This is a genomic window from Streptosporangium sp. NPDC006013, from assembly GCF_040614275.1.
Classification (GTDB): domain Bacteria; phylum Actinomycetota; class Actinomycetes; order Streptosporangiales; family Streptosporangiaceae; genus Streptosporangium.
Genome location: NZ_JBEXUE010000006.1, coordinates 21,754 through 47,064, shown reverse-complemented (window position 1 = coordinate 47,064; position 25,311 = coordinate 21,754). Strand labels below are relative to the sequence as shown.

Below are 25,311 nucleotides of genomic sequence, written 5' to 3'. Positions count from 1 at the left end.
TACGGCCATCGCCGATCTTCTGTTCTGCGAAGAAGTGAAGATCACAACAATGGCCGCAGGGTCCAGTATGACGGGTGTACCGCTGCGCGCGGGAGTGGCAGCAACGACGAGTGCGTCATCGATGGCGAAACTGGCCGAGTTCCGCGGGGGCTGGTATGACTGCCTGACCGTGCGCGCGGACGCGTTATTCGAGCTCACGGACGCGGTGTTGTCCGCGCCGACGGTCACCTCGCTGCCGTATCTGAGCCTGGAGCCGGTCTTTCGCCGCAGCTGGGGCAGCCTGTACGACGCGCTGGCCACAGGCCGGATCGATGCGGAACGGGTGGGTGAGTTGCTGGTGGCCGCTGGCCCGCCCGAGTGGCCGCTGACCTTCGCGGTGGACGCCAGCACCCACCCGCGACCGTACGCCGAGACCAGTCCCGGCCGGGAGTGGCACCATCTGTCCGGGCCAGGCGGGGTGGACGGTGGGGTACCCGGCTGGGCCTGGCAACACGTGACACAGCTCAATCTCGATCACGATTCGTGGGTCGCGCCGATGGATGTGGTCCGGGTGCCGACCGGCGGGCCGGCGCAGACGCTGGCCGCTGTCGAGCAGATCCGCGCCCTGGCCGGGCGGCTGCGCGCGGCCGGACGCACCGGGCGCAAGCTGTTCGTCCACGACACCGGATACGACCTGGCCGTGCTGGTCTATGAGCTGCACGGCGAGCACGATGTGACCGGCGAGCACGCCCAGCACTGCGCCGACCTGCCCGAGGGCACGCACCATCAGCTGTGCGGGGTGCACACCACGGTGGGCAACGACGACATCGAGGTGCTGGTGCGCATTCGTAATGATCGGCTGCTGTACCGTGATCCGCCGCCTCGCCTGCCCGGCGGACGCCGCCCCGCCCCGAAGCCGATGTGGCTGTTCTGGTCCGGCCAGGGCAGCCCCGATCTGGAACGATGCTGGAGATCCTACCTTCGCCGATTTGACATCGAGCACTACCTGAAGTTCCTGAAAAGCGTGCTGAGCTGGACGAATGTCGCCCCCCACCACCCGGAACAGGCGATGCGCTGGACCTGGGTACTACTGGCCGCCTACGCCCAGCTCCTGCTCGCCCGCAGCCTCGCCCAAGATCAACGCTCCCCTTGGGAACGCCGTCACCACCGCCGGCTGTCACCCGGACGAGTCCGCCGGGATTTCGCCCGGGTACTACCGATCATCGGCACCCCGGCTACCCCTCCAAAACCCTCCAAGGCGGGTCCGGGACGACCTCGAGGACGGACGAGCACCCCAGCTCAGCGTCACCCCACGCTCAAGAAGTCAGCGTGATCGCGTTAAAACGCAAGGCGTTGCGGTCCGACGTAATCGCACACGAGAGCGACCCGCATACAACCGCCGAGGTGCTTCTATCGGAACATGTGGAAACGGCAGAGGTGAAGCTCTTACATTCCGCCTCGTGGCGCGCAGAGGAAGGTGACGTAATTCTCACTTACGTTGCGATAATTTCCTGCACGGACCTAGTTCGCGATCAGTGGAAGCAGGCAAGTCCGATCAGCCCTGCTCTTCCCGAAGCGGTCGGCAAGCCAATTCCGGTCCAGGCCAACGAAGCGCCGATTCCTCGCTATATCGACGTTCTCATGCATGGCCTACGCCATCTTCTTTTCCTTCTTCACACTGATTCGGTCGCACGCGCAGCGCTCTGTGACCGATGGAAGGGGCACCTTGTCGCCTTCCTGCCTGCGCTCGCCGGTATGTATGACCATGAGCGAGGAGAAAAGCCGATCGTATTGCCCGATGCGGCGATTCTCCAGTAACGCGGATTCCGTCAAGTCGTAGGGTGAGGGCATGAAAAGCGCTATTCCTGAACAGCTCGACCTGCAGAGGCAGGCGTATGAGGTTCTCGGGCATATGCTTTAATGGACAGGTAGAGAACGACTGCCTGTTATCTCGTGGAAAGTAAGTGACGCGAAATCCGGGCCAACGCTCACGGGGGAGTGCAGTGCGACTGATCCCATAGAGCGTCACAGTGACTTCAACGCTTGGCGAACCGCACTGAGCGCTGAGGAGTGGCCCAACGGAATCCGGCGGGATGGGTGCCTGCATCTACACGCATCGGTTGCGGACTACGAAGGGGTAACCATCGTGATCTTCGCTGACATCTACGACGACGAGAGATGACCCGGCGACACGTCGGAGATCCTCGGTGCCCTTGCGCGGAGTCGTCGTTCGGGATGTACCCCAGGGCCCCGGCGTTGATTCGTTCAACCAGCTGCGCGCCATCTTGGTCCACGCCGACCCGCAGTTACGCGAATCCCTGGCCGGGCTCGGTCCGGCCACGCTCATCCGCCGCTGCGCCGACCTGCCCGAATCCGAGGCGGACGACATTCACACCGCCGCCACCGGCGTGCTGCGCACCCTCGCCCGGTTGGCTTAGATGGACGTCATGTGTGCCCTTCTTCGCCCGAGCCCTCAGTACGGCACCCGCGGTTCCGGAATGATCCTGACGTTCTTCGGCACCGTCTGGTGGCTCGTCGGCTCCGTCGTCCTGGACGGCTCCGCCCGTACCGCCGCCCTCGTCGCCGGAGCCGTCCTCGCCGTGACCCTGTTTGTCCTTGCTGCCCGCCTCGACGGAACCGGCGGGCGCGAGGCGTACGAACGCAGCGCGCGCGCTTTCAAGTGGAGTAACGTCGGCCAGGGAGTGGGGATCGCGGTCGTCATCGTGGTCGGGAACATCACCGGCGGGTACAGCTGGATACCGGCACTCATCGCGATCGTGGTCGGCGCGCACTTCTTCCCGCTGGCGCGACCGTTCGGCCGCCTCGAGTACCGCTGGACCGGCAGCCTGCTCATCGTCGTCGGCGTGGCCGGCTGCGCCATGGCGCTCTCCGGGGCCTCGGAGTCCGGGGTCCAAACCGTGGCCGGTCTGGGCTCCGCCACCGTCCTGTGGGCCACGACGGCGTGGCACCTCGTCTCCGGCGTCCCTGACAGATCCACGCCGCGACAGCAAAGCGCCGACACAGGTTCCTGATATGTGTCACGGCCGCGATCGCTTCGATCCCGCAGCGGCCAGTCCTTGTAGTGGTCGACCACGGATGTCAGGCCGCGCTCAGCCAGGGCAATGATGTCGGGCTCGCCGACGTCCAGGCCGGTGGCCTCGCTGAGCATCTCCGCGCATCTGCGCGCGCCCAGCGGCTGCGGCGGAATCGCCTGGCGCAGCTGGGTGGCCCGGCCGGCCAGGTCCTCGGCGGCGGCCCGGGTCCAGTACGGATCCCGGTCCGGGGCGCCGATCAGCCCGGCGTCCTCGGCCCGGCGCCAGTCGCCGAAGGTGAGCCCCAGCAACTCGGGCTGTCGTTAAGGACGGTGTCACCAGGTACACGCGAAGCGACATTCCGATTGCCGCACTCAGCCTCCTCGACGGCCGACAGGCCAACGGCCTCGCGTTCTCGCCACGGAGACCTCCGGTGGTCCTAGGTCCAAGGTCCCGGATCATGCTGACCGGACGTCCGATGTCGTGGCCCGCGGCGAGCGGCATATTCGTCCTGAAGACAGCACAGAGCACGCAGGGAGGGGAGGGGCGATGACCGGACCGGACGGACCGAGCCCGGGCGCCGCCCACCCCAGTGCCCTCAAGGGGTGTGCCAACAAATGTCCGCCGGTCCCGGTGCAGCCATGACAGGCCACCGAACCACACACGGACGAAAGGCACACCCATGTCCACAACTCAGTCCCCGGCCCGCAGCCGACGGCCGGGATGGAGCCTCGCGCTGCTCGCGCTCGGGCATCTGATCATCAGCCTCGACTTCACCATCATCTATGTCGCCCTGCCCGACATCGCGGCCGATGTCGGTTTCACACCGCACACCCTGCAATGGGTGGTCACCGCGTACGTCGTCCTCTACGGAGGCTTCCTGCTGTTCGGCGGTCGGCTGTCCGACCTGATGGGACGCCGGCGGATGTTCGTGCTCGGCATGGCGCTGTACGGCGTGGCCTCCGTGCTGGGCGGCCTGGCCACGGCGCCGGCGGTGCTGCTCGCCGCGCGCGCCTTGCAGGGCCTCGCCGGCGCGGTGCTGTTCCCCGCGGTGCTGGCCCTGGTCAACACCGCCTTCGCCGAGGGCAGGGAGCGCAACCGTGCGCTGACGGTCTGGGCCATGGCGGGCGCCGGCGGGCTCACCGCGGGCGCACTGGCCGGCGGGGTGCTCACCCAGGCCCTGGGCTGGCAGGCCGTGTTCTACGTCAACGTCCCGCTGGCCGTCGCGGGTGCCGTCGCCGCCTTCGCCCTGCTGCCCCCCGACGGCCGCATCACCAGAGGAAGCGTCGACGTGCTCGGAACCTTGACCGGTACCGCGGGCATCACGCTGTTGATCTTCGCGGTCGCGCACGGCTCCGAGGTCGGCTGGGCACGGGCCGAGGTGATCGCCGCGGCCGTTCTCGCGGCGGTCCTGCTGGCCACGTTCCTGCGCGTCCAGGCCCGGGGTCGGACACCGCTGATGCCGCTGCGACTGTTCCACAACCGCGCGCTCAGCGGAGCGGTCGTGGTCATTCTCGTCTTCGGACTGACGATGCAGGCCGTGCCGTACTTCCTGACCCTGTACTTCCAGGACGTCCTTGGCTTCAGCGCCCTGGAGACCGGGCTGGCGTTCCTTGGCCCGACCCTGTCGATCACGGCAGGAAACTTCCTCAGCGAGAGGCTGATCCACCGCTTCGGCACCCGGAGCGCGCTGATCATCGGCATCGTCGTCAACGCCGTGGGCGCCGTGTTCCTCGCCCCCGGCATGCACGCGGACGGATCCATCCTCACCGTCCTGGCCGGGATCGTCGTCATCGGTCTGGGCATGGGCATCACCTACGAGGCCATGTGGATCGCCGCCGGCACCGGCGTCTCGGCGGACGAACAGGGCCTGGCCTCCGGGGTGGCCTCCACCGCGCTGCAAGTGGGAACCGCCGCGGGTCTGGCGGTTCTTGTGGCTGTCGCCAACCACGACATCGAAGGGCTGTCCGGGCAGGCCCTGCGTGTCGCTTCCGCCGAGGGAATGCGCACCGCCGTCTATGTCCTGGGCGCCGTCATGCTGACGGCCGTCCTGGCCGCCCTCAGGCTCCCCGGTCCGCGTGCCCGGGCCGCCGCGGCCGCGTCCCAGCCCGTCCCCGATCCGGACGCCGCCGACCTGCGCCCCATCGGCTGACAGCGTCCGCGGCTCCGGCGTCCGGTCGCCGCCGCTCTACCTCACCTCTCGGCGACCGGTCCGGCTCGGACCCGTCACCGCCTCCCGGTCACGCGTCCCAGGTGACCGGGAGGCTTTTGACCCCGTTGACTCAGCCGACGCGATGACCGGGGCAGACCCTCCACGGGGGCGCCGGGAACGGGCCGCGCCCCATAGTGGCCTCCTCAGCGGGGGTTCAGGATCTCGGTGATCCGGATGAACCCGTCTGTGCCGTGGCCCCGTCCGATGGCGCGACGCGCCATGCCTTCGGCCGCACGCATCACACCCGCGTCGATGCCATGGGCCTCGGAGGTGTGAACGATATGGGCCATGGACGATACCGCCGAGGTGATCGGGTTGCCTTCGCCGGAGAACCTGCCGCTGTCCACTTCCTCTGCGGCCTCCTCGAAGAGAGGCGGGAGAATCGCGCCGATGCCCTTGGCGAACGGTGCCAGCTCCCGTGCGGTGACGCCTTCTGCCCTCGCCACGGCCAGGGCGTGCGCATAGCCCGCCATCGCGGTCCAGAAGATGTCGAGCAATGCGATGTCGTATGCGGCCGCCCGGCCGATTTCCTCACCGAGGTGGGTGTGGTTGCCACCCAGAGCGTCCAGCACCGGCCGGTGCTCCCGGTAGATCTCCTTGGGGCCACTGTGCAGGAACACCGCGGCCGGCGTGCCGATGGTCGTGGTCGGAGTCATGATCGCACCGTCCAGGTACCCGATGCCGTGCTCGGCCGCCCAGGCCGCGGTGTTCCGGGCCCGGTCGGGGGTGTCGGCGGTCAGGTTCACGACCGTGTGCCCCTTGAGCGCGTCGGTGACCGCACCGCGCCGCACGATGCCGTCCACCGCGTCGTAGTTCACCACGCAGACCACGGTCAACCTGCTTGCGGCGACCGCCTCCTCGGCCGATCGGGCGCCGACCGCGCCCCGCTCGACCAACTCCCGATCCCTGCCCGGCGTCCGGTTCCAGACCGTGGTCCGCAGGCCGGCAGCCAAGAAGGCGCCGGCCAGAGCCCTGCCCATCGGCCCCAGGCCGAGCACGGTGACGGCAGACTGTTCGGTGTGCGAGGTCATGCCTCAACTCCCTTAGAAATAACAACAAGCAGCAACGAATAGGACGAAGATGACGCGCAGTCGCGCCCAGGACCCGAATGTGTGCGGAGTGACTGCCGCGATCGCCGTGATCGACGGCAAGTGGAAGACGATTTTGCTCTGGCTCCTGGAGTCCGGCCCCCGCCGCCCCGGCGAGCTGCGCCGGCGGCTGCCGGGCCTCACCGAGAAGGTGCTGACTCAGACGCTCCGGGAGATGGAGGCCGACGGACTGGTCCACCGGGAGGTGCACGATGTTCGGCCACTGAAGACCGTGTACTCCCTGACCACGTTCGGCCGCGAACTCTCCGAAGCGTTGACGCCTCTTTCCGACTGGGGCCACCGCCGCTTGGAGAAGCTGGCCGAGGCCCAACCGGTCTCCTGATGCACCGCCAACCTCCCCGTCGCACCTGGATCTGACGGCCCTCCGACCGCCCACGACCAAGCTTCAGGCCGCCCCGGCCCGGCCGACAAGTACCCACAAAAAAGTGGCTACCGGGTGCCAGTGCGGCCACGGCTGCCCGAACAGCCCGGAACGCGGTCCCTCCAGCAGCCGTGACACCGAGCACCGCACCATCGTCGAGATGATGGCCAAGGGCACCTACGACCGCCCGTGCCAGAGCGTGCAGGCAGCGCAGGAAGCCGCGATGCGGTCGGCGCTACATGTGGTGGGCGGTGATCGTGCGGGGCACCTGGTTCATCCATCGCCCCCTACCTTCAGGACCCACTTTCGCCCTATTCCTACCATCTCGTGAGATCTTCATTTTGGATCATGAAGAATTCACGCCCTGAGCGACTCGGGCTGGAGTTCAGGATCGACGAGCACTCGCCCGGATGTGATCTGCCCGGCGGGCCACGCCCCCTGTTCCGCTTCGGGTCCGCCACCCCGGCGGGGGTACGTCAAGTAGTACGCCGAGCTGGTCGAGGCCGACTGTCACGGGATCGCCGAGCCGTTCGACCAAGCTCGGCAGAAGGCTCAACTGACGCGGACCTCACCCGACACCACAACGCGATCGCTCTTCGTCCGCTACCGCCGCCTCACCAGATGAGACGACCTCTGAAGATCCGAACTCGGAGCAGGCCCTGGCACCAGGTCGAGTCACGAGGTGTTGTAGGTGCGAGAATGCGGCGTGATCAAACCCGGTGAACATATCCGGTCCTGGTCACCGCACTAGACAAAGGCCGTGACGCCCTCGTATTCCGCTACCGAGGCAGCACCGACAGTCTCGTACTGGAGCAGCAGCAGGCCGTTCGCCGTCACCTCGTGGCGGACGAGTTGAAGGCCGACGGGTCCGCTCGGGTGGTCGAGCAGCCGCCGCCCGGAACCGGTCACGACCGGGGCGACGACGAGCCGGAGCGTGTCGACGAGGCCCGCCGCCAACAGGGCGTTGCCGAGTCGCGCACTCCCGTGGATCTGGAGTTCCCGTCCTGGCTGCGCCTTGAGTTCCCCGACGGTCTGGATCGGGTCACCGCGGAGCACGGTCGTCGGATGCCAGCTCCCTTCGGTGCGGGTGTTGGTCACCACGTACTTCGGTAGTGAGTTCATCCGCTCGGTGTACGGGTCGTCCGGGTCGGTGATCTGCGGCCAGTCCCGGGCGAACGCTTCGTAGGTTCGCCGCCCGAGCAGCAGACCGTCGGCGAGGTCCAGCCAGTCGGAGGTACGCCGGACGAAGAGTTCGTCCAGGTGGGGCACGAGCCAGCCGCCCCGGGTGAAGCCGTCGCTCGTATCCTCGGTCGGCGAGCCGGGGCCCTGGCTGACCCCGTCGAGGGTGACGAACTCCGTGAGAGCGATCTTCACCGTGCGGCCTGGCTCTCCGCGACCACGGCGAGTTGCTTGGTGACCGAGCCATAGCCTTCGAAGAAGCCGAGTTCCTCATGGCGGGCGCGGGCGGCCGGATCGCCGTGCCGGACGATGATCCGGTAGTCCGTGCCGTCCGGATGATCGCTCAGCGTGATCTCGGCTGTCATGGGCACCGGCGCGGGATTCGCGGGGCGCCAGGCGCTGTCGATCGCGTTCGTGAACACAATCCGTTCGAGCTCGTCGACGACGAGGAAGCTCGCGTTGATGTGCGGAACGAAGTCCACCCCGTCGTCGCTCAGTCGCGTCACGAGCGCGCCGCCGGGCCGGACGTCGAGGCGGTCGACGCGGCACACGGTCGGTGCCGGGACCCACCACTTCTCAAAGCGGGACGGATCGGTCCACGCGCTCCACACGGCGGCGCGGGGGGCGCGGATGACCCGCTGCAGGGTCAGGTCAAGATCGGGGTTCATGGTTGTTCCTCCATCGGATCGGTGACGAGGCGTTCGAGCCGGTCGGTGCGCTCTTCCCAGATCTGGCGCTGCTCCGCGAGCCAGCCGTCGACGAGAGCGAGACGGTCGTGGTTGAGCACGCAGGTGCGCACCCGGCCGAGCTTGACCGTGCGGATCAGGCCGTTCTCCTCGAGCGTCCGCACGTGCTTCATAAAGGAGGGAAGGGTCATCGGGAACTCTCGGGCGAGATCGCCCACGCTCGTCGGACCGAGGCCGAGGCGTCGGATGACGCCGCGCCGCGTCGGGTCGGCGAGGGCGACGAACACGCCGTCGAGCTCGGCCGAATACTGTGCCATGCGGCTAAGTATTGCCCACCGAAACACTTAGCGCAAAGGCAAAGTATTCAGATCGTCCCAGGCGCCCGGCCATGACGCTGGCAGGCCAAGACCTTGATCGGCTTCGACGGCAGATCGGGCCCCTCCAGGCCGGTGATCCCCGCAGCGTCCCGGATCTTGATGCGGAACGGCGGCAGATCGGCCGCCCATCCGAATCCTCCACGACAGAGCGACACCTGCCGGAATCACCGCGCCCCTGGTCGATGAGCGGGTGCGAGTACTCAAACACCCACCGGAAACACCGGAAACACCGGAAACACCGGAAACACGGTGCACGCCAACGGACACCGCGCTAGCGGGCCACGTACGTGATCATCGCCGGGTGGTCGACCTGGACGGCGCCGTTGTAGCAGGTGACGTACCGGATGCTCACGTACGCCGGGTACGACTCCCAGGGGGCGAGCAGGTTGCAGAACTCCGAGCCATAGCCGAACGCGGTGACCTGGACGTTGTCCCGGTATCCGGTGTTGCCGAAGATCACCTGCTTCCTGGCGACCCCGGACCTGCTGAGCTGCACGCCCCCGGCCTGCGAGTTGTAGCTGACCTGGTACGGCGTCGGCAGGTAGACGCCCGGGGTGTCGGGGGCGTTGTCGAAGGTGTAGGCGAAGCGGTACGACTGGGGTGTCCAGGTGATGGCCCGCTCTCGGTGGTAGGTCAGGCTCCATCCGGTGTTCAGCGATGTGCCGGTGGCGTCGTAGCAGCGCACCACGATGCTCTGCGCGGCCGTCGTCGCGCTCCATCCGCCCAGCTTGCAGCGTGCCGGTACGGCCGGGTCGACCGCGGTGACCTGGATGTTCCCGGCGTGGCCCGCCGAGCCGAGCCCCGGCAGGGTGACCCGCCACGTTCCCGGGGCCGTCAACGGCTCGGCGGTGTTCACCGCGGTCGGCGCCGAGGAGTTGAACCGCGCGGCCACGGCGGAGCCGTCCCAGTGCACGTACCCGAACGCCTGGGGCGCGGGCAGGTACTGGGCGCTGTACCCGAAGGTGACGGAGAACCATGAGGTGATCGGGCCCACACCGTACCGGTGGCACTGCACCGCCACGATCTCGTCGGCGCCCGACTGCCACCAGCCCTGGACCTGGCACCAGTCGGCGGACTGGGAGATCGCCGTGACGTGGGCGACTCCCCCGGCGGCCATGCCGATCTGCGGGAACTTCACGAACACCTGGCCGGGGCCGCCCGGGGTGGCCTCGACCTTGAGCCCGTCCGGCCACGAGCCCGCCTGGCGCATGGAGTCCACGACGGCGCCGCTCCTGACGACGGCGAACCCCCAGCGGGGAGGCTCGGCCGCCGCGGCGTCCGTGGCGGCCGCGGCGAGCCCGGTCGCGGCCAGGGCCGCGATGCAGAGCGTTCGTACGATCACTGCCCATAGCCGGCGCATGTCATCCTTCGTCCACATCGGAGTGGTGGTCGTGAGCGGGGCTCAGGCTCTTGATAACCCGCCGACCGGGCAACTGAGAAGGCCCAATTTGACCGATGAACTTGACTCCTGTTCGACAGATACGGCCATGCCGTGGATGTCGATGCTGGGCTGGTTGGTGCGCCGGCGCGTCCCAACGCCACCGGCGGCCGAGGACTCCTCCTCTACCTGGCGGTCGTGCTCGATGTGTTCTCCCGGCGGATCGTCGGCTGGGCGATGGCCGAGCACATGCGCACCGAGCTGGTCACCGACGCCTTGGCGATGGCGATCCACCAGCGCCGCCCCGGCTCCGGGGTGATCCATCACAACGACTCCTTGAGCCCAGGCAGTACACCTCGATCGCGTTCGGTCGACGTTGTGAGCAGGCCGGCGTGCGCCCCTCGACCGGCCGGACCGGCACGTGCTTCGACAATGCCATCACCGAGAGCCTTTTCGCCTCACCGGAGTGCGAGCTGATCGACCGGCGAACCTTCCGCACCAGGTCAGAAGCCGAGCGCGCGGCACTCGCCTACATCGAGGGGGTCGTCGTCACTCCGCCAACGGACAACTCAGCCCTGCCGAATACCAGCGACGCCAAGCCCTCAAACCCATTCAAAAAGATGGTTATGCTGCCGCATAGCCGAAAGCCCTGATGTGTCTACCGAACCGGGGCAAATCCACACGAAGGGGAAACATCATGCAGTTAGGTAAGAAACTCACCGCCATCGCCGCTTGCGCCTTCATGGTGAGCGGGGTGCTGGCCACGGCGTCCCCCGCAGCGGCTACTGCGGCTACTGCGGGGGAAAGCTCAGCACGTTACTATTACGGGGCCATTGCCGTGGCACGGGACGGCAGTATCGGCAGGTCCTGGGACTACAGAACAGCGGCTGCCGCCAGAAAGCGGGCACTGAAGGGATGCGGCCACTCCAGCTGCAAAGTCCTTACCGCCTTCGTCAACGGTTGTGGCGCTGTCGCCTACAATTCCAGGAGAAACGTCTACTGGGGCGGCAGGGGGAGTACGGCCGCCAAGGCGAAAAGGAACGCTATAGCCAATGCGGGCGGCGGCCGCTGGGTCGCCTATCAATGCACCATACGATAACTAGTGTCCTGCGCCAGAAATTCGCTGTAGATATCGGGCGAGTGAGTCGAGGATTTCGTCAGCGGTCTTCTTCCATACGAACGGCTTGGGGTCGGCGTTCCAGTCGGTGATCCAGGCGCGGACGTCCTTCTCCAGAGCCCGGACGCTCTTGTGGGCGCCGCAGCGGATCTTCTGTTCGGTCAGGTAGCCGAACCACCGTTCGACCTGGTTGATCCAGGAGGAGCCGGCCGGGGTGAAGTGCATATGGAAGCGGGGGTGCCTGGCAAGCCACGCCTTGACCGCAGGGGTCTTGTGGGTGCCGTAGTTGTCGCAGACCAGGTGGATGTCCAGGCCTTCGAGCACGGTCTTGTCGATGGTGACCAGGAACTTCTTGAACTCCACCGCCCGGTGCCGGCGGTGGAGCTCACCGATCACCACTCCGTCGGCGACGTTGAACGCGGCGAACAGGCTCGTGATGCCGTTACGGGCGTAGTCGTGGGTACGCCGCTCCGGCATGCCGGGCATCATCGGCAGCACCGGCTCGGAGCGATCCAGCGCCTGGATCTGGGACTTCTCATCCACGCACAACACCACCGCCCGCTCGGGCGGGTTGTGATACAGACCGACGACGTCGACGACCTTCTCGATGAACAACGGATCACTCGACGGTTTGAACGTATCGGCCTGGTGCGGCTTGAGTCCGAAGTCCCGCCAGATCCGCCCGATGGTCGACTTCGACAGCCCGGACCGCCGGGCCATCGACGCCCGTGACCAGTGCGTGGCGTTCCTCGGCGTCTTCTCCAGCGTCGCCACCACCACGTCTTCGACCTGATCCAGCGTGATCGACGGCGGCCGGATCAGGCTCCGCCAGAAGGGCGAATCCAAAAGATTGATCACAACCCGATACGCGCCCTAGAGGTCATGAAACAGAGAGGACAGACGTGAGCCGCGAGCGGCGCCGCCGCGCCCGAACACACCGCGAGAGCAACGGCGTCAACACCTTCGCCCGTACGGTGGGCGGCGCGGTCGGCAGCCAGTTCGCCACCGCCGTACTGGCCACTATGACCGTGCCGGGAGCCACGGTCCCGCCGGTGGCGGGCCACTCCACGTCGTTCCTGATCGCGGCGGTCGCCGCCCTGCTCGGCGCCGCGACGATGCCGCTACTCCGCCCCCGGCCGACGGCCCCGATCCCGACCACAACCGGATGAACCCATCTATGGTTGGTGTATGGCGGACGTACTGGGAGGCCAGGGCGGCACCTGGACGTTCGACGACGACCTGCGCATCGGGCGGACCCGGATCGACGGCGCCTTCGCGGGCCGGTGAGCACGGCACGTGGGGCGTCACCCAGGGCCCGGCCACCGGCCGGATCCTCGCCTACCTGATCACCACCGGCAGCAGCGACGCCGCGTTTCGACGCATTCTCGCCGCTGCGTTGACCCCGCGGCAGACGAGAGGCCTCCCATGATCGACCCCTGGTTTGAGATCGAGCGGATCGACGACGACACCTTCGTCATCGCCGAGCCCTCGCACGTACGCAGCCATCTGATCATCGGCGACGAGCGGGCGGTGCTCTTCGATACGGGACTGGGCGTGCGGCCGATCCGTCCGGTCGTGGCGGAGCTCACCGACAGACCCGTGCTCGCCGTGGCCTCTCATCACCACTTCGATCACGTCGGCGGCAACCACGAGTTCGACGAGGTCGCTATCCACCATGCGGGCGCCGAACTGCTCGCCCAGGGACCGCCGCCCGGATGGCTGACGGCGTACTGGGAGGGATTCCTCGACTACGTCGAGCGCTTCTCTCCGGATGCGTCGACCGCCCGGCCGCTCCCCGCGGACTTCGCGCCGCAGCATCCGGACTTCCGCCCGAGTGCGGCCACGCGGCTGCTCGACGATGGCGAGGTGCTGCCTCTCGGCGGGCGTGATCTGCGCGTCGTGCATGTCCCCGGTCACACCCAGGACTCGATCTGCCTCGTGGACGAGTCCCACGGGTTCCTCTTCGGCGGCGACGCGATCGACACCGGCGGCATCTATGCCCACCTCCCCACCGCCGACCCCGCGCAGTTCGTCGCGTCGCTGCGACGGCTCGACGCGCTTCTGCCGTCCACGGTCGTGGCCGTGCTCAGCCCCCACAGCCGCACCGGTCGGCACGGTCGCGACGTCATCGGCAGGGAGGCGGACGCGATCGCCGCCGCACTCACGGGAGAAGTCGTGTTCGAAAGCGGGAAGGACTGCTTCCGGCAAGCGGCGTGCGTCGCGAGCATCGGCGACTTCGCGATCTACCTCGCGCCCGTCTCCCCCTAGACGAGTAAGTCCGAAGTTTCGGCACGCAGACGCAGGAAGGGCCTCCATGGTCCGGTTGTACGGCGAATCAGTGCTCAAGAAGGTCCGCCAACTGATCGAGTCGGTCAACGACACCCTCAAAGGGCAACTCGATCTGGAAGGACACGGCGGGCGGACCTTCGAGGGCGTCGCGATCTGGGTCGCTCAGCGCATCCTGGCGATGGCTGCGGCGATCTGGCACAACAACAAGATCGGCGCACCCCTCGCCCGGTCGCTGATCGCGTACGACCACTGATCAGTTCGGACTTACTCGTCTAGCCGCCCAGCGGATCAGGGATCAGATGGCGCGACCGGGGGAGAGCGGGTTCTGAGGATCGAACACGCGCTTGACGGCCAGAATGCGCGGCGACCCGATCAGATCCCAGGAGCACCCGCCCTGCGAGCCGCGCCGTCAGTGCCGCGGCCAGAGGACGACTCACATCCGCTAGTGGTGCTCATCACCCGGTCGGCGTCCCGGTCACCGTGACTCCCAGGGTGCGCCCGACCTCCGCCAGCGACTTGTCCTGCTGCCGCCGGTAGAGGGCGACCGGCTCGTCGATCGGAAGGCCGATCGACTCGGACAGCCGTCCCATGTCGTAGTCCTTCGCCTGCTCGGCGTCGTCCCGGGATCCCTTGTCGGCGAGATTCGATTGGAAGATGCCGGCCGCGGACCGCGGGAGGAAGTCCTCGTACACGATCGGTTCGGCGACGACCGCGCCCGAGGTGAGAAGCGCCCGCAGATCGCCGGTGCCGGTGTACGGGGCGCTCGATGCGACGCGGTAGGTGAAGAAACCGAGCCCGGAGAGGGCGAGGTCGACCTCGTGAATCGGGAAGAAGTCCGCCCATATCTCGGCGGCGACCGCCCCACGCGCCTCGCGTCCGGTCACCGCGTGCAGTCGCCGCACGACCTCGGCCGTCGCGCGCTCGTACACATCTCGTCCCCTCTCGGTCAGGGCGATGCCCCGCTGCTCGACCTCACCGAACCGCACCCGCAGCAGGCCCTCCGTGACAGTGCCGTCGGACTGCCGGAACAGCCGGCTCTCGTCGAGGGCGCGGAAGGACGTCTGCCGCAGGAGCACGTCGGGTCCGGCCCAGGCCGGTGGACCCTGGATCTCGTCGATCATCGTGATGCCGCGTGCCGACATCCGCGCGTAGAGGTCGTCGATGCCGAGGACGCGGGGCGTGAGGTGGTTGATGTGCGTCGACGGCGAACCGCCGATGTCGGCGGCCACGGCCGAGATCCGCTTGAGATGCCGGTACCAGGCCTCGTCGATGGGGTCGGGGGAGAGCTCGAACGCGACGGTGGCCAGCGCGAGGAACCGGTCGGCATCGTCCGGGGACAGCCCGCCGTCGACGGCCGAGCGATCGGCGAGTCCGAGTAGTTCCTCGCCGAAGAGCCGCCGTGCGGCGATGAAGGTCTCAAGCTGCCGCTGGGTCGCCTCGTCGAAGAAACGCCGATCGTCGGACACGAGCATCGAGGTGAACACGCGGAATGGGTTGCGGGCGAGTTCGTCGGGGGCTGTGGGGCGGAACGCCGTGGATACGACCGGCACGGAGCTCAACGAAGCGCCCCGGAGATCGTAGAAGCCGACGGGCTTCATGCCGAAGCCTGCGAAGAGCCGAGCCACCTGGGCGAGTTCTGCGGGTGAGCCCACGCGGATCGCGCCGTGCCGCTCGGCCGTCACGCGATCGATGCTCCCGAGGCGTTCGGCCTGACGTCCGTGACGGCGGATGTGGTCCTCGTTCACCTGGCGGGACACGTCGACCAGGGTCGTGTAGGCGGGCACCTCTCGGCCGTAGAGCTCGGCGAGTCCGACGGCGAAGCGGGCACGCAGATCGGAGAGCGCGACGATCGCGGTCATGACGGGGTCCTAATCAGTTCTGGGAGTAAGCCATCCGGCAGACTCCTGGTAGTAGCCGCTGACAGGTGAGCACTCGTTGGTCCTGGACCTTGAGTCCTGATGAAAGATCATGCCTCTGCCGGTCGATCGGGAGAGTTGATCGCTGATGGGATGTCGTGCCCGCCCGCGCAGGATGCAACAGGCTCGGCGCGCCCTCTCTGAGGGCCGCCGGTTCGGTCAATGGAACGGCCCGCCGGGGGACAGCCCATCCGGCGTTGCTGTGCGAGGCCTCCGCGCCCGGCGCCGTGCGGTCGACGACGGTGACCGTGCAGCCGTTCTCCTGCGGGAACCACGCGACCGAGAGACCGACGACGTGGCGGAGCATCACGACCGCGGCCGGTGCAGCAGTCGGGCGGCGGCGTAGTCGGCGGCGGCGATGCCCACCGATTTGAACACCGTAACGCCTCGCCGCGTCGGCGGATCGATCAGCACCTCGCCGAGCGAGCGCAGGCGAGAGGCGTCGACGGCGCCGCTGACGACCGCGTCGATGATCTCTCCCGACTCGACCAGGCATGCCGCGACGTCGTCGGCGACCACCAGATCCGCGACGGCCATCGCCTCCTGCGGGATCTCGTGCATGTCGGGACGATACGCGCCGATGGCGTTCACATGCACCTGCGGGGAGAGCGCCGAGGCTTCGAAGAGCGCGTCCGTCGACGCGGTCGCGCAGCACACTACGTCGGCGCCGCCCACGGCCTGGTCGGCGGTGTCGGCGACTTCGACGTGCACCTCGGGCATCGTCGCTGCCAGGTCCTCGGCGAACGCCGCGGCGCGCTCGCGCGTGCGGTTCCAGATCCGTACGGTCGACGGGCGGCGCACCAGCGCGACGGCGGCGACCTGCCCCCGCGCCTGACGCCCCGCCCCCAGCACGGCCAGGGTGTGCACGCGCGGCGGGGCGAGCACCTCGGTCGCCAGCGCCACCAGCGCCGCCGTGCGCAGCACCGTCAGTGCCGACGCTTCAGCCGTCGTGACCCGTCCTGTCTCGCCGTCGAGCGACAGCACGATGCCGTGCACGCCTTCGGCGACCTCCCCGGCGTGTGCGGAGACGTTCACGGTCTTCACCACGGCATCGCCCACGGCTCCGCTCGCCCGCGCCGCCATCACCAGCAGCCGCCCGTCGCCGAGCGCCAGTCGCTGCGGCTGCTCGATCCTGCCCCTGTGCGCATCGACCAGAGCCTGACGCACGGCCTCCACCGTCTCGGCGAGCGTGATGTGCTCGGCCACTTCGGCATCGGTCCAGTGCCGCGGCGCTTCGACGGTCGCCTGTGCGCTTGCCGTCTTCATGACTCCGTCCCGTCGTCCTCGGCGCGCCCAGCCCAGAGTCCTCGGGTATGCAGCAGGTGGCGGTGCATGAGCGCGGCGGCGCCCTCGGCGTCGCCCGCCTCGATGAGATCCAGCAGCTCGGGGTGCTCGGCGGCGGAGCGGTGGAACTCCTCGGTCCCGACGACCTTCTCAAGCCCGTAGAGGTGGGTCTGATCGCGCAGCAGCCCCACCGCCCGTACGAGGCGTCCGTTGCCGGCGCGCTCCAGGATCCGCAGGTGGAGCTCACGGTCGAGGGCCAGGAAGGTGACCATGTCGCCGGATGCCGCGCACTTGACGATCTCGTTGGCCAGGTCGCGCAGGTCCGACAGGTCGGGGGGTGGCACGAGCGAGGCGACGCGGGCCACTGTCGGCACCTCCAGCAGGATCCGCATCTCGACGAGTTCGTCGAGATCGTCGTCGGTGAGCCGGACGACCCGGAACCCGCGGTTGCGCTCCATCACGATCAGACCGTCGCCCGCGAGGTCGAGAAGGGCCTCCCGTACGGGGGTGATCGAGACGCCGAGCTGGTCGGCGACCGATCCGATCGAGTGCAGCTCGCCGGCCTTGAGCGCATTGGAGTTGATGAGGCCGCGCAGGGCCTGCTGGCACTGATCTCGCAGCGGCACGCGGTCGATGACGGTGATGCCGGGGATGGTGGTGCTCATCGGTGGCCCCTCTCGTGAGAGCTGTCCGCGCCGCCACTGCCGCGCGGTGTCCGGATGAGGATTCGGGGAGTCAATTGCTCGCGTCTCCGTAGTTGAAGGTTGTCACGCATCCGCCGTCGACGGTGAGGACGGCGCCCGTCATGAACGACGACGCGTCCGAGGCGAGGAAGAGCGCGACCTCCCCGACCTCGCCGGGCAGTCCCTGGCGGCCCAACGGCTGTCGTGCCGCCGCGGCGTCGCGGATGATCTGCCGTTCCGCACGCGCCGCGACCTCCTCCGGAGAGAAACTCTTGCCGTCACGGGTGTCGATGTAGCCCGGGCAGATCGCGTTCACGCGGATGCCGTCGGGGCCGTAGTCGACGGCGAGCTGCCTGGTGAGATGCACGACGCCGGCCTTGGTGGCGCAGTACGCTGCGGTCTTCGGTGCCGCGACCAGTCCGTAGGTCGAGGCGATGTTGACGATGCGGCCATCGCTCTGCCGCAGGAAGTGCGGCAGGGCGTACTTCGTGCACAGGTAGGTTCCGCGCAGGTTGACGTCGAGCACGCGCTCGAAGTCCGTGGTCTCGGTCTCGTGCAGCCGGACCATCGGACCCCCGATCCCGGCGTTGTTGACGAGGATGTCGAGCCCGCCGAAGGCGGTGACAGCCGTGTCGACCAGGGAGATCACGGCCTGTTCGTCGGCGATGTCGACGACGGCGTGGGTCGCGCGCCCGCCCCTCCCCGCGATCTCCTCGGCGGTGCGCCGTGCGTCCTTCTCCGACACGTCCGACGCCATCACCGCGGCTCCGGCCTCCGCCAGCGCATGGGCTATCGCCCGCCCGATGCCGTTTCCCGCGCCGGTCACGATCGCCGTCTTCCCGTGCACTTCTCTCATGGGCTGGTCGCCTTTCACGATGCCAATCCTCGCGTCAGGTAGACGACGGTGAGGAACGTCCGATAGAGCTCAAGGGGGTCCGTGCCCGAGATGCGCGCGTGCAGGGCGTCGACGCGCTCGACGCCGACGATCCGGTCGGCGAGGTCGGCGTAGTCGGCGGTCGTGAAGCGCACCGTGATCGTCGTGTGCGTCGAGAAATCGCGCTGCCGGGCGGAGGCGGCTCCCTCCACGGCGAGGCGGGCCTCCCTTCGGATGAGGGCGCAGGCTTCGGACGGGTGCAGCGAGTTGGCCGCGAAGCGGCTGATCGAGTCTTTGACCACCGCGAAACGCGCGTCCGGGCAGAAGGGCCGGGTCTCGATCTCCGTCGTCTGGTCTCCGGTGACCAGCACGATCGGCACCCCGTAGGCCGAGGCGACCAGTGCGTTGATCGCGGCTTCGCCGGCGATCCTGTCGTCGATCCACACCTCGGCGATGGCCCGCGAGGAGTATGTGTGCGAGAGGACCGCCCGCTCCGCACCCATCGATCCGTGGTACGACACGAGGAAGATGGCGTCGAAGCTGCTGTCCAGTCCCTCCATCATGTACATCGGCTTGTACCGGCCCGAGATCAGGCGTGCGCCGCTGGACAGCGCGCGAGGATCGAGGTTGTGCATCGCCGAGTGAGAGTCGTTGACCACGAACTCTGTCGCGCCGCCCTCGACCGCACCCTCGATGGCCGCGTTGATCTCATCGGTGAGCAGCGACACGAAGCGGGCATAGTCACGTCCCTCGGCGGTGCACTGGTCCCAGTCGACGATGCCGGCGGTGCCCTCCATGTCGGAGGAGAGATAGATCTTCACAGCACACTCCGCGTGTGCGCCTCGGGCTGCGTCGACGACATGGTCATCACGTTGTAGGTCGACCCCGCCTGGCCGGCCGCCGCGCCGTGACGGCCGTCGGGGGTGAGGGCGAGGCAGCGCAGCTCGGAGCGGAACTCATCAGGCAGATGCGCCGCGTCGCGCAGCATCGCCAGGCATGCCGCGGTGGGGTCGTCACCGGCGGCCAGGCGGTCCACGATGCGGTGTGCGCCGACGGCCCGCATCGACAACTCCCCGCGGCCGGTGCAGGCGGCGCCGCCGTAGCGGAGGTCGGCGTAGTTGCCGGCGCCGGGGATGGCCGAGTCGCCGATGCGCCCCGGGTACTTCCACGGGTATCCGCTGGTGGACACGCCCACGACGAGCTCGCCGTCGGCGTCGACCGCGAGCACGTTGATCGTGCCCCACGGCCCATCGTGCGGACCGAGGCGGCGCACGAGTTCGAGGGCGGCCTCCCGGTACTTCTGATCGCCCGTGGTCGCCCGGGTGTTCTCGCCCTCCACCGACGACGTCGACTCGCGCAGCGCGTCACGGTAGAGCGCGCGGGACTCGTCCGTGAGCAGTTCGGCCTTCTCGAACCCGCGCTCGTGCGCGAACAGTTCGGCGCCGCTGCCGACGAGGACCGCGTGCTGCGGGAGCTTCTCCAGTACCGCGCGGGCGATGGAGATGGGGTGGGGGTAACCGCGGACCGCACCCACTCCGCCGAACGCGCGCGTGGATCCGACCATGATCGAGGCGTCCAGCTCGACCACACCCTGTGCGTTCGGAAGCCCGCCCGTACCGACGTAGTGATCGGCGAGGTTGTCCTCGCACAGGCGTAGCGCCGTCTCGACGGCGTCGGCCGCGCTTCCGCCACGGCTCAGGATCTCCATCGCCGCCGGCAGCCCCGCCTCGCTGCGTTCGCTGCCGATCACGATTGGGTGGCCCATGTGTCCTCCGCTGTTCACGCCGACTTGCTTGACAAGCTAAGGCGTAAGGTATTACACCTTACCTCCCATAAGGTACTCCGAAGAGGATGACGGTTCATGGTCGATCCCCGCTCGACGCTCACCATCGACGCGACGTGCCCGCCCGACGTCTGGCGCTCGCGGTATCCGGAATGGATCGAGGGCGGGTTCTCCGCATGCGTCGTCACCGCCGGCGGCGGCTCGACACTGAACGCTCTGACCGGAGTCGCCGAAACCCTCCGGATCATCGAATCCGATGACCGTCTGCTGCTCGCCGAGACGGCGGACGACCTGCGCACCGCGCACGAGAGCGGACGCCTCGGCGTCGTGCTGCAGTTCCAGAGCCCGGTGCCGTTCGGGTACGAAATCGGCAACGTGACCGTGTTCCACAAGCTCGGCCTGCGGGTGGTCGGCCTCGCCTACAATCGCCGCAACCCGATCGGCGACGGCTGCGAAGAGCCCTCCGATGCCGGTCTGAGCACCTTCGGCCGGCAGGTCGTCGCCGAGATGACCCGCCTCGGCATGCTCGTCGACTTCGCGCACACCGGATGGCGCACCTGCGCCGACGCCCTCGCGCACGCCGGTGGCCCGTGCATCGCGTCGCACTCCAACGCCCATGCCGTGCATGCGCATCCGCGCAATCTTCCCGACGAGATCCTCCGCGGCATCGCCGCCTCCGGAGGCGTGATCGGCATGAACGGGTTCCCGGCCTTCGTCTCGGCGGCGAGGCAGTCCACGCTCGACCAGTTCATCGATCACATCGTGCACATCGACTCGCTGGTCGGCAGCGGGCACGTCGGCCTCGGCCTCGACTACTCGACGATCACGCAGGGCGAATACGACGAGATGATCGCCGGCGGCGACTGGTCGGCCGACAACTACCCGCCGCCGCCATGGCTGTACCCGCAGGGGATCGAATCGCCCCGTACGATCTCCACGCTCGCCGATCGTCTCTCCGAACGCGGCTACGCCGACGACGAGATTCGCGGCGTGCTCGGCGAGAACTGGATGCGGCTGTTCGAGCGTGTGTGGGCGGCATGACCGGCGTGATCACGGCGGAGGGCGCCATCGACCCGGCGCTCATCGACCACCTGCGCGCGGAGATGGACATCGATCGTGTGCCGGGTCTCTCGGTCGGCGTCCTCCACGAGGGACGCTGGGCGACAGCCGGCCTGGGTGTCACCAACGTGCACCACCCTCTCGCCGTCGACGGTGACACGCTGTTCCAGATCGGCTCGGTGACGAAGACCTTCACGGCCACGGCGCTGCTGCAACTCGCCGACGAGGGCGCGGTCGAACTGCACGTGCCAATCCGCCGGTACCTGCCGGAGTTCCGGGTCGCCGACGAGACCACCTCCGCCGAGGTCACGATCGCGCAGTGCCTTACCCATAGTTGTGGGTTCGACGGAGAGTTCTTCGAGAACACCGGGATGGGCGACGACGCTCTCGCGCGCGTCGTCGCCCGCATGGAGATCCTTGAGGACGCGACTCCGCTGGGTCGCCTGTGGGGCTACAACAACGCCGCGTTCTACCCGCTGGGGCGCATCCTTGAGGTCATCGACGACGACACCTTCGAGAACGCCATCACCCGGAGGATCCTTCGGCCGCTGGGCATGAGCGGGGCCGGCTTCTTCGCGCAGGACGTCGTCTACGGGCGGGTCGCCGTCGGCCACACCGTCGTTGACGACAGCATCGTCATCGCGCGGCCGTGGGCGATGCCCCGCAGCTCCAATCCTGTCGGCGGCCTCATCGCGAGCGCCGAACACCTCATGACGTACGCGCGGTTCCAGATCGAAGGGGAGCCGACGATCCTCTCGGATGCCCTCCGGACGGCTTCGCACCGGCCTGCCGGCCCCGTCGGCGATGAGCCCGCCATCGGCCTGGGCTGGTGGCTAGAGGAGCGCGGCGGCGTACGGATCGTCTCCCACGGGGGCGGCGCCAACGGACAACCCTGCCACTTCGCGATGGTGCCGGAGCGCGGGTTCGCCATGGCGGTGCTCACGAACGGCTCCGCCGGCGGGACCACCGCGCGCCGTGCCATCGACAGGGCTCTCACGTCGTATCTGGACCTGCCCGTTCCGCCCGCACCGGATGCCTCCATCGATTCCGCCCTCCTCGCCGACGGCGCAGGGGTCTACGAGACCCATCTCGACCGCTGGCGCATCCGGATCGACGACGACGCGCCCTGCATGGAGTACACCGTGCTCGGCGAATGGCTCGACGACCCGTATCCGGCGACGTCCTTCGAGCCGTTCCGGGTCCCGGTCACGCCCGTGTCGCCGGATCGTTTCCTCGTCGCGCCGGGGACACGCAACGAATCCCCCGCACGATTCCTCCGAGACGAGCACGGGGACGCCGCATGGCTTCGATACCGCCTGCGTACGGCGCCTCGCCGCCCGCTGCCTGACCCGAACACCGCAGTTCCCGAACCCAGGATTGGACCCGTGAAATGAGGAAGCGCACATCACTCGTGGCGGGTGCCCTCGTCGTGCTGTCCCTCGTGATCTCCGGCTGCACCGGCGGATCGACGAACGGTTCCGGCGATGACGCGATCGACGCCGTGAAGATCGGCTCGTCCACCGTGACCACGCTCGACTACACGAAGAGCAACGTCGGCTACGGGTCCGGACTCGGCAGCCTGATGCTCGAGCCTCTGCTGATCATCGACGCCGACGGCGAACTCCAGCCGTGGCTCGCCGAATCGTGGAAGCAGCCGAAGCCGACCGTCTACGAGTACCACCTCCGAGACGGCGTCACCTTCTCGGACGGCACCAAACTCACCGCGCAGGACGTCGTCTTCAGCTACGACTACTACCGCGGTGACGGCTCGGCGAACTCGTACAATTTCCCGTCGAGTCTGCGGAGCATCGAGGCCGTCGACGACCGTACAGTGCGGGTGACCCTGAGCGAGCCGAACGCGGCGTGGGCGGTCGTCCCCGCGCGCAGCCAGCTCGGCATCTTCTCGAAGGCGTTCTACGACGCGAACCGCTCCTCCTTCGGGCAGCCGGGAACGGGCGTGATCGGCACCGGACCGTGGGCGCTGGCCGAGTTCGATCCGACGAGCCAGGCGACGTTGACCGCGAACAGCGCGTACTGGGGAGGCGCCCCCGACATCCAGAAGGTCGATTGGACGTTCTTCTCCAGCGACACGAGCGCGGCGATCGCCTTCCGTTCCGGCGAACTGGACGTCTACTTCCCCGATGAGAACCGCGCGTTCTCGTCGACCGCGGGCACCGAGCTGATCACCGTTCCGGGCGCCGGCGACACCGGGAACTTCGTGATGAACGTGCTGGTCAAGCCGTGGAACGACGTCCACGTACGACGCGCGGTCGCGATGGCGCTCGACAAGGCCGCCCTCGTCGAAGCCTGGGGCGGGTTCGCCGAGCGGGCCGACTACTTCATCCCGCCCACGCTGCTGCAGCAGCTTGGCACGGCCGACGAGGTCAAGACCGCACTGGCCGACGTGCCGACGAATGCCTTCGACCTGAACGCCGCGAAGGCGGAGATGTCCGCATCCGCCTATCCCGAAGGCGTCAAGGTCACGATCGCGGTCGCCGACTTCGGCGACTCGTACAGCAACGTGTCGCAGGCGATCGTCGCCCAGCTCGCCGCGATCGGCATCACCGCCGAGTTGAAGGCCGAGTCCTCGGAGGAGAACACCGCCCTCGCGCTCGGCGCCGACCGCACCGCCATCCTCGCCCAGTACGCGACCTACGGGGCCGTATCGGCCGACCCGGGCGACGCGTTCAACTACGCGATCGGAAGCGCGAACGCCACGAAAGGCAACTGGAACGGCACGAACTGGAGCAACGACAAGGTCGATCACCTCATCGGCGAGGGCTTCGCGACGAGCGACCCCGCCAAGCGCCTGTCGATCTATGCACAGATGAACAACGAGTTCGCAGTGAACGTGCCCTCCGTCCCGCTGTTCCAGTTCAAGAAGACCCTCGCCCTGTCCGACTCCCTGCAGTGGACCGACTTCGACGCGCTGTGGACCTCGCGCGGTCCGTGGCTGCTCGGCATCACACCCAAGGGCTGACCCGCATGTCCGCTGTTACGGTCACGGAACCGGTCGGGGAGCGCAGGCAGCTCTCCGACCGGTGGCCGATTCTCCTGTTCATCGTCCGCCGGCTGGCGGCGATGGTCGTGATGCTCGCCCTCGTCTCGTTCCTGGTCTTCTCGCTTGTGCACCTGGCGCCGGGGAACCCCGTCGACGCCCTGCTCGGCCAGAAGCCGCGCACCCCTGAGACCGTCACCGCTCTGACAGCGCAGTTCCACCTCGATCGCCCGTTCCTTGAGCAGTACGCGATCTGGGCGAGCGGCGCCCTGCGCTTCGACTTCGGCACATCGATCCAGTCCGGTCTGCCGGTCATGACGCAGATCGCCTCCCGCCTTCCCGTGTCGATCGCGCTCGGGATCTTCGCGTTCCTGCTCACCATGATCGTCGGCGTGGGTCTGGGCATCCTCGCCGCGATGCGCCGCGGCCGTGCCGCGGACCGCGTCACCACGGCATCGGTCGTCGTGGGGCTGTCGACGCCGACCTTCGTCGCGGCCATCCTGCTGCTGTACGTGTTCGCCGTGCTCCTGTCCTGGTTCCCCGCGTACGGCAAGGGATCCGGCGGACTCGACACCCTGTGGCACCTGACCCTCCCGGCGATCGCCCTCGCGCTCGGTAGCTGCGCCTATGTCGTCAAGCACACCCGGGCGGCGATGATCGACGTACTGGACCAGGACTACATCACCTTCGCGCGGGCGCGCGGCATGTCACGCACCCGCATCCTCCTCACCTATTCGCTGCGCAACGCGCTCATCCCCGTGATCACCATCAGCGGCGTCGTCCTGGGCGGGCTGATCGTGGGGGCGGTGCTGGTCGAGGTGACGTTCTCGATCCAGGGGATCGGCCAACTGCTGGTGCAGTCGGCCGGCGCGAAGGATCTGCCGGTCATCCAGGGCGTCACCATGCTCATCGGCGTCCTGATCATCTCCATCAACCTCTGCGCCGACGTGATCTACATGCTCGTCGACCCGCGCCTCAGACTCGGAAGACGATGA

The 25,311-nt window shown here is 68.1% G+C and carries 24 protein-coding genes and 3 pseudogenes; 15 read left to right on the top strand and 12 right to left on the bottom strand.

The window, feature by feature from the left end:
* Positions 1–121 precede the first annotated feature (121 nt).
* The 5 genes from ABZ260_RS02075 (at position 122) to ABZ260_RS02055 (ending at position 5,163) form a co-directional block, all read left to right on the top strand.
* Entirely contained in the window at positions 122–1,312 is a 1,191-nt protein-coding gene (locus ABZ260_RS02075; RefSeq protein ID WP_355611725.1) for a hypothetical protein, read from the top strand.
* The gene (locus ABZ260_RS02070; protein WP_355611722.1) at positions 1,309–1,797 is read left to right on the top strand and encodes a hypothetical protein; all 489 of its coding nucleotides are present in this window, start codon (positions 1,309–1,311) and stop codon (positions 1,795–1,797) included. The genes ABZ260_RS02075 and ABZ260_RS02070 overlap by 4 nt, the downstream gene beginning before the upstream one ends.
* Positions 1,798–2,186: 389 nt before the next feature.
* A complete protein-coding gene (locus ABZ260_RS02065; protein ID WP_355611719.1) occupies positions 2,187–2,417 on the top strand; it encodes a hypothetical protein in 231 nt (76 codons plus the stop codon).
* A gap of 9 nt (positions 2,418–2,426) precedes the next feature.
* Entirely contained in the window at positions 2,427–3,011 is a 585-nt protein-coding gene (locus ABZ260_RS02060) for a hypothetical protein (protein WP_355611716.1), read from the top strand.
* 682 nt (positions 3,012–3,693) lie between these two features.
* Complete coding sequence (locus ABZ260_RS02055; protein ID WP_355611713.1) at positions 3,694–5,163, top strand: MFS transporter; 1,470 nt, start codon at positions 3,694–3,696, stop codon at positions 5,161–5,163.
* A 203-nt stretch (positions 5,164–5,366) separates the two neighbouring features.
* Here the strand turns inward: ABZ260_RS02055 and ABZ260_RS02050 are convergent, their stop codons facing one another.
* A complete protein-coding gene (locus ABZ260_RS02050) occupies positions 5,367–6,254 on the bottom strand; it encodes an NAD(P)-binding domain-containing protein (protein ID WP_355611710.1) in 888 nt (295 codons plus the stop codon).
* Between the two features lie 49 nt (positions 6,255–6,303).
* On the opposite strand from ABZ260_RS02050, the gene ABZ260_RS02045 reads away from it, so the two are divergent.
* Complete coding sequence (locus ABZ260_RS02045) at positions 6,304–6,654, top strand: helix-turn-helix domain-containing protein (protein ID WP_355611707.1); 351 nt, start codon at positions 6,304–6,306, stop codon at positions 6,652–6,654.
* 786 nt (positions 6,655–7,440) lie between these two features.
* Here the strand turns inward: ABZ260_RS02045 and ABZ260_RS02040 are convergent.
* From ABZ260_RS02040 to ABZ260_RS02025, 4 genes are all read right to left on the bottom strand, one after another.
* Entirely contained in the window at positions 7,441–8,067 is a 627-nt protein-coding gene (locus ABZ260_RS02040; protein ID WP_355611704.1) for a dihydrofolate reductase family protein, read from the bottom strand.
* Positions 8,064–8,540, bottom strand: a complete 477-nt coding sequence (locus ABZ260_RS02035) for an SRPBCC domain-containing protein (RefSeq protein ID WP_355611701.1) — start codon at positions 8,538–8,540, stop codon at positions 8,064–8,066. Before ABZ260_RS02035 ends, ABZ260_RS02040 begins: the two co-directional genes overlap by 4 nt.
* Positions 8,537–8,875, bottom strand: a complete 339-nt coding sequence (locus tag ABZ260_RS02030) for a metalloregulator ArsR/SmtB family transcription factor (protein WP_355611698.1) — start codon at positions 8,873–8,875, stop codon at positions 8,537–8,539. The genes ABZ260_RS02035 and ABZ260_RS02030 overlap by 4 nt, the downstream gene beginning before the upstream one ends.
* 331 nt (positions 8,876–9,206) lie before the next feature.
* Entirely contained in the window at positions 9,207–10,277 is a 1,071-nt protein-coding gene (locus ABZ260_RS02025) for a hypothetical protein (RefSeq protein WP_355611695.1), read from the bottom strand.
* Positions 10,278–10,496: 219 nt separating this feature from the next.
* Here ABZ260_RS02025 and ABZ260_RS02020 point away from each other — a divergent pair.
* Positions 10,497–10,953: pseudogene (locus tag ABZ260_RS02020) on the top strand (DDE-type integrase/transposase/recombinase); the annotation flags it as partial.
* 12 nt (positions 10,954–10,965) lie between these two features.
* A complete protein-coding gene (locus ABZ260_RS02015; protein ID WP_355611691.1) occupies positions 10,966–11,412 on the top strand; it encodes a DUF4189 domain-containing protein in 447 nt (148 codons plus the stop codon).
* On the opposite strand, the pseudogene ABZ260_RS02010 reads toward ABZ260_RS02015, so the two are convergent.
* Positions 11,413–12,246 (bottom strand): annotated as a pseudogene (locus ABZ260_RS02010) (IS630 family transposase); the annotation flags it as partial.
* A gap of 86 nt (positions 12,247–12,332) precedes the next feature.
* On the opposite strand from ABZ260_RS02010, the gene ABZ260_RS02005 reads away from it, so the two are divergent.
* The 3 genes and pseudogenes from ABZ260_RS02005 to ABZ260_RS01995 form a co-directional block, all read left to right on the top strand.
* The gene (locus tag ABZ260_RS02005; RefSeq protein WP_355611688.1) at positions 12,333–12,599 is read left to right on the top strand and encodes a hypothetical protein; all 267 of its coding nucleotides are present in this window, start codon (positions 12,333–12,335) and stop codon (positions 12,597–12,599) included.
* 256 nt (positions 12,600–12,855) lie between these two features.
* A complete protein-coding gene (locus ABZ260_RS02000) occupies positions 12,856–13,698 on the top strand; it encodes an MBL fold metallo-hydrolase (RefSeq protein ID WP_355611685.1) in 843 nt (280 codons plus the stop codon).
* Positions 13,699–13,780: 82 nt separating this feature from the next.
* Positions 13,781–13,972: pseudogene (locus ABZ260_RS01995) on the top strand (IS982 family transposase); the annotation flags it as partial.
* 202 nt (positions 13,973–14,174) lie between these two features.
* Here the strand turns inward: ABZ260_RS01995 and ABZ260_RS01990 are convergent.
* The 6 genes from ABZ260_RS01990 to ABZ260_RS01965 all read right to left on the bottom strand — a co-directional run bounded on the left by ABZ260_RS01990 (position 14,175) and on the right by ABZ260_RS01965 (position 20,241).
* A complete protein-coding gene (locus ABZ260_RS01990) occupies positions 14,175–15,578 on the bottom strand; it encodes a VOC family protein (RefSeq protein WP_355611682.1) in 1,404 nt (467 codons plus the stop codon).
* A 363-nt stretch (positions 15,579–15,941) separates the two neighbouring features.
* Complete coding sequence (locus tag ABZ260_RS01985) at positions 15,942–16,901, bottom strand: ornithine cyclodeaminase family protein (protein WP_355611679.1); 960 nt, start codon at positions 16,899–16,901, stop codon at positions 15,942–15,944.
* Positions 16,898–17,584, bottom strand: coding sequence for a GntR family transcriptional regulator (locus ABZ260_RS01980; protein WP_355611676.1), 687 nt, complete (start codon positions 17,582–17,584; stop codon positions 16,898–16,900). Before ABZ260_RS01980 ends, ABZ260_RS01985 begins: the two co-directional genes overlap by 4 nt.
* A 70-nt stretch (positions 17,585–17,654) precedes the next feature.
* Positions 17,655–18,458 carry an SDR family NAD(P)-dependent oxidoreductase gene (locus ABZ260_RS01975; protein ID WP_355611673.1) on the bottom strand — a complete coding sequence of 268 codons (804 nt, stop codon included), beginning with the start codon at positions 18,456–18,458 and terminating at the stop codon, positions 17,655–17,657.
* Between the two features lie 14 nt (positions 18,459–18,472).
* Complete coding sequence (locus tag ABZ260_RS01970; protein ID WP_355611670.1) at positions 18,473–19,297, bottom strand: M55 family metallopeptidase; 825 nt, start codon at positions 19,295–19,297, stop codon at positions 18,473–18,475.
* Positions 19,294–20,241 carry a N(4)-(beta-N-acetylglucosaminyl)-L-asparaginase gene (locus ABZ260_RS01965; protein WP_355611667.1) on the bottom strand — a complete coding sequence of 316 codons (948 nt, stop codon included), beginning with the start codon at positions 20,239–20,241 and terminating at the stop codon, positions 19,294–19,296. Before ABZ260_RS01965 ends, ABZ260_RS01970 begins: the two co-directional genes overlap by 4 nt.
* A gap of 96 nt (positions 20,242–20,337) precedes the next feature.
* Between ABZ260_RS01965 and ABZ260_RS01960 the strand changes: the two genes are divergently transcribed.
* Genes ABZ260_RS01960 through ABZ260_RS01945 form a run of 4 tightly spaced genes read left to right on the top strand, consistent with a single transcriptional unit; the run spans position 20,338 to position 25,311 of the window.
* Positions 20,338–21,300, top strand: a complete 963-nt coding sequence (locus ABZ260_RS01960) for a membrane dipeptidase (protein ID WP_355611664.1) — start codon at positions 20,338–20,340, stop codon at positions 21,298–21,300.
* Positions 21,297–22,712, top strand: a complete 1,416-nt coding sequence (locus tag ABZ260_RS01955) for a serine hydrolase domain-containing protein (RefSeq protein WP_355611661.1) — start codon at positions 21,297–21,299, stop codon at positions 22,710–22,712. The genes ABZ260_RS01960 and ABZ260_RS01955 overlap by 4 nt, the downstream gene beginning before the upstream one ends.
* Positions 22,709–24,298 (top strand): ABC transporter substrate-binding protein, encoded by a 1,590-nt coding sequence (locus ABZ260_RS01950; protein WP_355611658.1) that lies wholly within the window; start codon positions 22,709–22,711, stop codon positions 24,296–24,298. Before ABZ260_RS01955 ends, ABZ260_RS01950 begins: the two co-directional genes overlap by 4 nt.
* A 5-nt stretch (positions 24,299–24,303) precedes the next feature.
* Complete coding sequence (locus tag ABZ260_RS01945) at positions 24,304–25,311, top strand: ABC transporter permease (RefSeq protein ID WP_355611655.1); 1,008 nt, start codon at positions 24,304–24,306, stop codon at positions 25,309–25,311.

Excerpts from the sequence above, each read along its gene's own strand:
- ABZ260_RS02075 (WP_355611725.1), top strand. The coding sequence starts at position 122 with ATGGCGAAACTGGCCGAGTTCCGCGGGGGCTGGTATGACTGCCTGACC.
- ABZ260_RS02060 (WP_355611716.1), top strand. The coding sequence starts at position 2,427 with ATGTGTGCCCTTCTTCGCCCGAGCCCTCAGTACGGCACCCGCGGTTCC.
- ABZ260_RS02055 (WP_355611713.1), top strand. The coding sequence starts at position 3,694 with ATGTCCACAACTCAGTCCCCGGCCCGCAGCCGACGGCCGGGATGGAGC.
- ABZ260_RS02050 (WP_355611710.1), bottom strand. The coding sequence starts at position 6,254 with ATGACCTCGCACACCGAACAGTCTGCCGTCACCGTGCTCGGCCTGGGG.
- ABZ260_RS02045 (WP_355611707.1), top strand. The coding sequence starts at position 6,304 with ATGACGCGCAGTCGCGCCCAGGACCCGAATGTGTGCGGAGTGACTGCC.
- ABZ260_RS02035 (WP_355611701.1), bottom strand. The coding sequence starts at position 8,540 with ATGAACCCCGATCTTGACCTGACCCTGCAGCGGGTCATCCGCGCCCCC.
- ABZ260_RS02030 (WP_355611698.1), bottom strand. The coding sequence starts at position 8,875 with ATGGCACAGTATTCGGCCGAGCTCGACGGCGTGTTCGTCGCCCTCGCC.
- ABZ260_RS02015 (WP_355611691.1), top strand. The coding sequence starts at position 10,966 with ATGTGTCTACCGAACCGGGGCAAATCCACACGAAGGGGAAACATCATG.
- ABZ260_RS02000 (WP_355611685.1), top strand. The coding sequence starts at position 12,856 with ATGATCGACCCCTGGTTTGAGATCGAGCGGATCGACGACGACACCTTC.
- ABZ260_RS01990 (WP_355611682.1), bottom strand. The coding sequence starts at position 15,578 with ATGACCGCGATCGTCGCGCTCTCCGATCTGCGTGCCCGCTTCGCCGTC.
- ABZ260_RS01985 (WP_355611679.1), bottom strand. The coding sequence starts at position 16,901 with ATGAAGACGGCAAGCGCACAGGCGACCGTCGAAGCGCCGCGGCACTGG.
- ABZ260_RS01980 (WP_355611676.1), bottom strand. The coding sequence starts at position 17,584 with ATGAGCACCACCATCCCCGGCATCACCGTCATCGACCGCGTGCCGCTG.
- ABZ260_RS01975 (WP_355611673.1), bottom strand. The coding sequence starts at position 18,458 with ATGAGAGAAGTGCACGGGAAGACGGCGATCGTGACCGGCGCGGGAAAC.
- ABZ260_RS01965 (WP_355611667.1), bottom strand. The coding sequence starts at position 20,241 with ATGGGCCACCCAATCGTGATCGGCAGCGAACGCAGCGAGGCGGGGCTG.
- ABZ260_RS01960 (WP_355611664.1), top strand. The coding sequence starts at position 20,338 with ATGGTCGATCCCCGCTCGACGCTCACCATCGACGCGACGTGCCCGCCC.
- ABZ260_RS01955 (WP_355611661.1), top strand. The coding sequence starts at position 21,297 with ATGACCGGCGTGATCACGGCGGAGGGCGCCATCGACCCGGCGCTCATC.
- ABZ260_RS01950 (WP_355611658.1), top strand. The coding sequence starts at position 22,709 with ATGAGGAAGCGCACATCACTCGTGGCGGGTGCCCTCGTCGTGCTGTCC.
- ABZ260_RS01945 (WP_355611655.1), top strand. The coding sequence starts at position 24,304 with ATGTCCGCTGTTACGGTCACGGAACCGGTCGGGGAGCGCAGGCAGCTC.